The organism is Thermoanaerobacterales bacterium (assembly GCA_030019475.1).
Classification (GTDB): domain Bacteria; phylum Bacillota; class Desulfotomaculia; order Desulfotomaculales; family JASEER01; genus JASEER01.
Genome location: JASEER010000071.1, coordinates 1 through 5530, shown reverse-complemented (window position 1 = coordinate 5530; position 5530 = coordinate 1). Strand labels below are relative to the sequence as shown.

The following is a 5530-nucleotide window of genomic DNA, read 5'->3' as shown; positions in this document are numbered from 1 at the left end:
AGGATCGCCATCGTGAGAAAAGCGGAACAGAACCCACGTAAGACAGGCGTGCCTACCAGAAGGCGGAGGTATACCACGAACAGTAGGCACATGATAACACCATGCAAGCCAAATGCAACCGGCAGAAGCCGAACAAGATATATCGTAACCCCCTGCGCAATCCCAACAGGGATAATCCACCGCCAACGCAAGCCCGCGCCCGCCAGGGCAAAGCATAAAGCGGTGGCTCCAATCAGTTCCGGGATACCCTGGACCAGAAGTTCTACCAGACTTATCGCCATTAATCAACGCCCCATAGCTGGAGGATATAAGCATTCGTTGTTCGACGGAATGCTGCAATTTCCCTCCCCGCCGGTATTAAAAATATCGCTATACCGATAATAGAAGACCCGCACAAAACGGAACCCCGTCGTTCTTTGCTCCTCACCAAGGAGGATGCGGGAACCGGGCAAAGGGTTCCCGAAAAAAGAAACAGCCATACGATTGGGTATGGCTGTATTCCATCGCCTCTCTTCTCGGGGTTCAACCCGGCGGAAGGTCCGGAGCGCTGCCGGGACAAGCCTGTTCCCGGCATGGGACGCCTGATCTCACCCGCGGGCCGCGCTCTTGCGCCCGCGACGCTTCAATGCCTTTCTCCGGGGCGGGCACCGCGAGGAACAGCGCCGACCGGCCGAGGGGGCCCCACGCCACCTCGTAGCAGAAGGCCTCGGCCGGAGCGTCAAGGTCACGGAACTCACCTTTCGTCTGTTCCACTGTCACGGGCGGTCCAAGGCGATGCCCCAGGATATCCAACCTGGTGATCGACAGCCTCTTCCCCTCCTCGCCGCCGTTCCAGCGGATGGTCACACTGCCGTCAGGGCTCCTTACGCAGGAGAACTCGCCGGGTTCTGCCGCCGCCGGCACGGCCACACAAAACAACATGAAGATCAGGCTCAAAGTAATAGAAGATGTCCTGCGCATTGACGAGCACGACCTCTCGTTTTTCCCTTAATCTCCCGTAAAACCGAAAAGCTATCCATTCTCATCGGTATAAACCGGTGCCGTAAAGTACCGGAGCTTTAAAGATAACGTCTGGTAATAGACCCCCCGAAGCAGACCGGCGAGGCGCGAAGGATTAAAGGAAAAACTTGTTAGGGGAGGCGATAGGAATTGGGTAGGGCTGTTTATCGGTTAATGCTGGCGGTTGTCACCGTCCTGCTCCTGGCCGTCCCGGCCCTCGGGCAGAGCGGCGGCCCGGAGGTATCCAAACTGCTGGTGCGCCCCGATACGGTATGGATCAACGGGGACGACAGCGATGAGGTTTCCTTTGAGATGACCGCCGGGGGCCTGGAGACCACAGCCAAAGTGTATCTGACCTTCCAGAAGGCCGGTTCCACCAGCGCGATGCAGGTGGAACTGAGGTACCACGACGGCCTGTGGGAGGGCAGGCGAACCGTCGACGGGGGCGACGTCGGCACCTGGAACCTGGTCTATTGCTCCTACAAGGCGGCTGACGACTTCGGCATCATCGACCTGGACACGGACCGTGCTACGATCGAAACCCGGTTCATTGTGAGGGAAAGCGACAACCCCAACGTCCTGGAACTGGATATCCATCCCGAAACAGTGATAGTTGATAATGACGACAGCAAAGACGTTTATTTTGACGCCGCGGTCAATGACCTGGACGCCGACGCCACCGTGTACCTGACCTTCCGTAAGGAAGGCTCAACCACCGAATTGCGGGCCGAGCTTACCTATGACGACGGGATCTGGACAGGCAGAAAGACGGTCGGCGAAGAAAACATCGGCACCTGGAAACTGGCGGCCTGCACTTACAAGGTGGACGATGAAACCGGGTCCATAGACGTCAACGGCGATGACCCCGACATCGACACCAGGTTCACCGTCAAAGAACAGGCGGCCGCAACGCCACCCGACGAGGACGGCGGTGGCCCTGCCGTACCCGGCAAGGCAGTCCTGAAGCCCAAGCAGCTCCGCGCCGCCGTCGAGTACGGTGAGGACGGCATGGCCGAGGAGATCAACCTGTTCTGGCGGTACTCCGCCGGGGCCGCCATCCCGCAGTTCAAGGTCTACGCCGGTTACAACGCCGGAAAGATGGTCGAGATCGGGAAAGTCGAGGGCAGGTTCAACTGTTCCGTGGACGTTGACGACCTCACGAAGGCCCTGCAAGCCGTGCACAAGCCCAAAGGCAAGAAGCACGTCCTCCTCAGGGTGGCGAGCGGCGCCGGGGCTTCCAATGTAGCAGTGGTCTCGCTTACCCAGTTCAAGGGCCAGGCCGGCAAAGGCAAACCCAACCGGGCGGGGGAAAAGCCGTAAGGCTTCAAGTATGTACGGACCACCTCTGACAGGGTGGTCCGTTTTTTTGTCCTGATACCGGTCCAGTTGACGCCCCTCGTTCCCATCCTTGCCGCCAGTAACACAAACAAACCGCCGCCCGTAAAATGTAATGTCGGCAGTGTTAGCGGCGGCTAACTTAGTGGCGTGGATTTGAGACGGCGGAGGTGGGTGTCGGTGCGGAAAGACGAAGCTTCGTCACAGCCGGGGGCGGTGATAAGCCTGTACGACCTGCCGATCGGAAAGACAGGGATCGTGGAGTCCGTACAGGCCGAGGAAATGACGAGACGGAGGCTGATGGATCTGGGCCTGGTTCCCGGGACAAAGGTTAAGGCTCTAAGAAAAAGCCCGGCCGGCGACCCTACGGCTTTTGACATCCGCGGCGCCGTCATCGCTTTCAGGAGGGAAGAAAGCTCCCTGATAGCGGTCCGGCTGAAGGAGAGATAGCTATATGGGTTCGGCAGAACTCGGTAAAGAACGCCGGGCCAAAGCGGACTACACTGTGGCCCTGGCCGGCAACCCCAATACGGGCAAGAGCACGGTATTCAACGCCTTAACCGGGCTCAGCCAGCACACCGGAAACTGGCCGGGGAAAACCGTCACTCGGGCCGAGGGCCGGTTTATCACCCAGGGTCTGGTCTTCGGACTCATCGACCTGCCGGGCACCTATTCACTGCTCGCCAACTCCGTGGAGGAACAGGTGGCAAGGGACTTCATTTGCTTCGGCAAGCCGGACGCCACCGTGGTTGTGGTCGACGCCACCTGTTTAGAGCGAAACCTCAACCTGGTACTGCAGGTGTTGGAAATCACGCCCCGCGTCGTGGTCTGCGTCAACCTTATTGATGAAGCCAGGAGAAAGCACATCGAGATCGATGACCGGGCCCTGTCGGCCGAGCTGGGAGTGCCGGTCGTGTGCACGGCCGCCCGGAACGGGCACGGCCTCGACAGGCTCGTCGATACCGTCAGAGACGTCGCCACGGGGCGCATTAATACCGCCCCCCAAATACCCCGCTACGACCACCAAATCGAAGAGGCCCTGCTGAAGCTGGAGCCCAGGATAAGAGACCTCGTTGGTGACCGGTGCAGCAGCCGCTGGCTCGCACTGCGCTTACTGGACAGGGACCGGAGCGTGATTGCGCTCCTTGAGCAATGGGCGGCCGGTCAGCCGTCCGTAAAGGTGCCGATAAACCAGAGTCGAGGTGAAATCCTGGCATGAACTCCCCTTCCCTCTCCCACCTTGGGGAACTGCTCAAGGAGGTGGACAGGGTTCGCCCTGCCGGGGCGTCAAACCTTAACGACACAATCGTCAGCAGTATTTACGGCCGGGCCGAACAGATCGCCGGCCTGGTAGTGAAGCGGAAGGCAAAGCCGCGGATCGACTGGGACAAGAAGCTTGACGACGTTCTGACCTCAAGGGCTTTTGGTTTCCCCGCCATGCTGCTGTTGTTGGCCGTCGTCTTTTGGATCACCGTGGCGGGCGCGAACTACCCGTCGGAGGTCCTGGCCACCGCGCTGTTCTGGGGCCAGGAAAAACTGACCGCCCTGTGCAACTGGCTGCACGCCCCGGCCTGGGTAAACGGGTTCTTCGTGGAAGGAGTCTACCGGTCCGTGGCGTGGGTGGTATCGGTGATGCTGCCGCCGATGGCCATCTTTTTCCCCTGTTTTACCCTTTTGGAGGATATGGGCTACCTGCCCCGGGCGGCCTTTAACCTCGACCGGCTGTTTAAGAAGGCAGGCGCCCACGGCAAGCAGTGTCTGACAATGTGCATGGGCTTCGGCTGCAACGCCGCAGGGGTGGTTTCCTGCCGCATTATCGAGTCGCCGCGGGAACGCCTGATCGCCATGCTGACCAATAGCTTCGTCCCTTGTAACGGGCGCTTCCCCACCTTGATCGCACTGGCGGGCCTGCTGGTTATGGGCACAGCCACGTCCTTCGGCGCCACTTTGATCGTCTTGGGCCTGATCCTGCTGGGCATCGGTATCACTCTGGCCGCCTCCTGGGGTCTTTCAAAGACACTGCTCAAGGGCATTCCGTCCGGCTTCGCCCTGGAACTGCCCCCATACCGCAGGCCCCAGGCAGGAAGGATCATCGTCAGGTCCATCTTCGACCGTACACTGTTCGTCCTCGGCCGGGCCGTTTCTGTCGCCGCCCCGGCGGGAGCCGTTACGTGGCTTCTGGCCAACATCCACGTCGGCGGACTGAGCATCCTCGCTCATTGCGCCGGCCGGCTGGACCCGTTCGCCGGCCTCCTGGGGCTCGACGGTTTCATCCTGATGGCCTTCATCCTGGCGCTTCCGGCCAACGAAATCGTACTCCCGATCCTGATTATGAGCTACCTGGCGACGGGGAGTATGGTCGAACTCGACAGCCTGGAAGCACTGCACCGGCTCTTCGTGGTGGAACACGGATGGACCTGGGTCACCGTGGTCTGCACCATGCTGTTCTCCCTCCTGCATTACCCCTGCAGCACGACCCTCTGGACGATGTGGAAGGAGTCCGGCAGCCTCAAGTGGACCGCTGTCGCGGCAGTCATCCCCCTGAGCGTGGCGTGCATCGCGTGCGCCGCGGTGGCCCAGGTCTCCCGGCTCTTTTAAGACCACAAAACAAAAACCCGCTAACCGTTACGATCAGCGGGTCGGCGAGCAGGCCTGTAAGCCGAGTTCACACGGAGAAGGCACCCAAGGGTGCCTTCCTTCCCAATCTTACGACGCCGGTGCTGCGCCGGTACTTTATCTCTCAAACTCCCTCAACGAAGAGAACCTGTCCCACCCGGGCCGACGCCGGAACGGTCCCTCCGGTAGCCGATCCCCAACAAACTCCCACCGTCGCGCACGGAGCAGCCTAAGATCATTGTATCAAATTACCATCCTTATTGCCATTGGATCTTCATCATTCCTAGTAATTCGGCCTGGTCATCAATGAAGTCTCGACCGTTACCTGTTAGCATCTTGTTCGGACACCTCCGTCTTTTGCAGTCGAAGGTATCTTTCGCCGGGGGTGGGTCAATTCTTTTCCGGTGCTACTGGGTCATTTTAAACCCGCGCTGACACGGGCAAAATCGCCGCCAGCACAAAACTACGGAGAGAATCTGATATCGGTCATACTTTGATTTTGACAAAAAACCCAATTTTAAGTAGAAATTTCCAGATAGGACAATTCTGGAAATTTCTACTTAAAATTGGGTTTTTTGTC

Annotated in this window: 5 protein-coding genes; 4 read left to right on the top strand and 1 reads right to left on the bottom strand. The window is 59.2% G+C overall.

What is annotated here, in order from left to right; genetic code table 11:
- Positions 1–522 precede the first annotated feature (522 nt).
- Positions 523–960 carry a hypothetical protein gene (locus tag QMC81_11690; protein MDI6908132.1) on the bottom strand — a complete coding sequence of 146 codons (438 nt, stop codon included), beginning with the start codon at positions 958–960 and terminating at the stop codon, positions 523–525.
- Positions 961–1149: 189 nt separating this feature from the next.
- Here QMC81_11690 and QMC81_11685 point away from each other — a divergent pair, with 189 nt between their 5' ends.
- From QMC81_11685 to QMC81_11670, 4 genes are all read left to right on the top strand, one after another.
- Entirely contained in the window at positions 1150–2319 is a 1170-nt protein-coding gene (locus tag QMC81_11685; GenBank protein MDI6908131.1) for a hypothetical protein, read from the top strand.
- 195 nt (positions 2320–2514) lie between these two features.
- Positions 2515–2784, top strand: coding sequence for a FeoA family protein (locus QMC81_11680; GenBank protein ID MDI6908130.1), 270 nt, complete (start codon positions 2515–2517; stop codon positions 2782–2784).
- Positions 2785–2788: 4 nt separating this feature from the next.
- Positions 2789–3553 carry a FeoB small GTPase domain-containing protein gene (locus QMC81_11675; protein MDI6908129.1) on the top strand — a complete coding sequence of 255 codons (765 nt, stop codon included), beginning with the start codon at positions 2789–2791 and terminating at the stop codon, positions 3551–3553.
- Entirely contained in the window at positions 3550–4932 is a 1383-nt protein-coding gene (locus QMC81_11670; GenBank protein MDI6908128.1) for a nucleoside recognition domain-containing protein, read from the top strand. The genes QMC81_11675 and QMC81_11670 overlap by 4 nt, the downstream gene beginning before the upstream one ends.
- The last annotated feature ends 598 nt before the right edge of the window (positions 4933–5530 follow it).

Excerpts from the sequence above, each read along its gene's own strand:
- QMC81_11675 (MDI6908129.1), top strand. The coding sequence starts at position 2,789 with ATGGGTTCGGCAGAACTCGGTAAAGAACGCCGGGCCAAAGCGGACTAC.
- QMC81_11690 (MDI6908132.1), bottom strand. The coding sequence starts at position 960 with ATGCGCAGGACATCTTCTATTACTTTGAGCCTGATCTTCATGTTGTTT.
- QMC81_11670 (MDI6908128.1), top strand. The coding sequence starts at position 3,550 with ATGAACTCCCCTTCCCTCTCCCACCTTGGGGAACTGCTCAAGGAGGTG.